The sequence below is a fragment of the Acidovorax sp. KPB24-07 genome (genome assembly GCF_057543315.1).
In genome coordinates this window covers 1-680 of sequence record NZ_BAAJYS010000881.1, presented here as the reverse complement: position 1 = coordinate 680, position 680 = coordinate 1, and the positions used below count along the sequence as shown (strand labels likewise).

The following is a 680-nucleotide window of genomic DNA, read 5'->3' as shown; positions in this document are numbered from 1 at the left end:
AAAGCCGGCGGCCGGGGTTGCGAAGCCGGGGCGCGTCCCCATATCCCTACAATTCAACGCGTCTTTCGTCTTCCGAGGGCTTTTCATGGTTCCGCATCTCATCACCGCCCTCACGGGACCGATCAACGAGCTCGAACAGCGCATTCTCGATTCCATGCCCGCGATCGAGCGGTGGTTCCGCCTGGAGTGGATGGAGCACACGCCCCCGTTCTATACGTCGGTGGACATCCGCAATGCCGGCTTCAAGCTCGCTCCGGTGGACACCAACCTGTTTCCCGGCGGCTGGAACAACCTGACCACCGACATGCTGCCCCTGGCCGTGCAGGCGGCCATGGCGGCCATTGAGAAGATCTGCCCCGAGGCCCGCAACCTGCTCATCGTGCCGGAGAACCACAGCCGCAACACGTTCTACCTGGCGAACGTGATCCAGCTGCAGCGCATCTTCAACATGGCGGGGCTCAACGTGCGCGTGGGCTCCATCAGCCCCGAGATCAAGAAGCCCACCACGTGACCCTGCCCAACGTGATTCCGTCACGCTCGAGCCCGTGGTCCGCACCAAGGGGCGCCTGGGGCTCAAGAACTTCGACCCTGCACCATCTTGCTCAACAACGACCTCTCGGCCGGCCCCCCCGGCATCCTGGAGGACATCCACGAGCAGTACCTGCTGCCGCCGCTGCACG

At 64.1% G+C, this 680-nt stretch carries 1 pseudogene; it reads left to right on the top strand.

The window, feature by feature from the left end:
- Positions 1 to 85 precede the first annotated feature (85 nt).
- Positions 86 to 680 (top strand): annotated as a pseudogene (locus tag AC27IQ_RS26435) (glutamate--cysteine ligase); the annotation flags it as partial.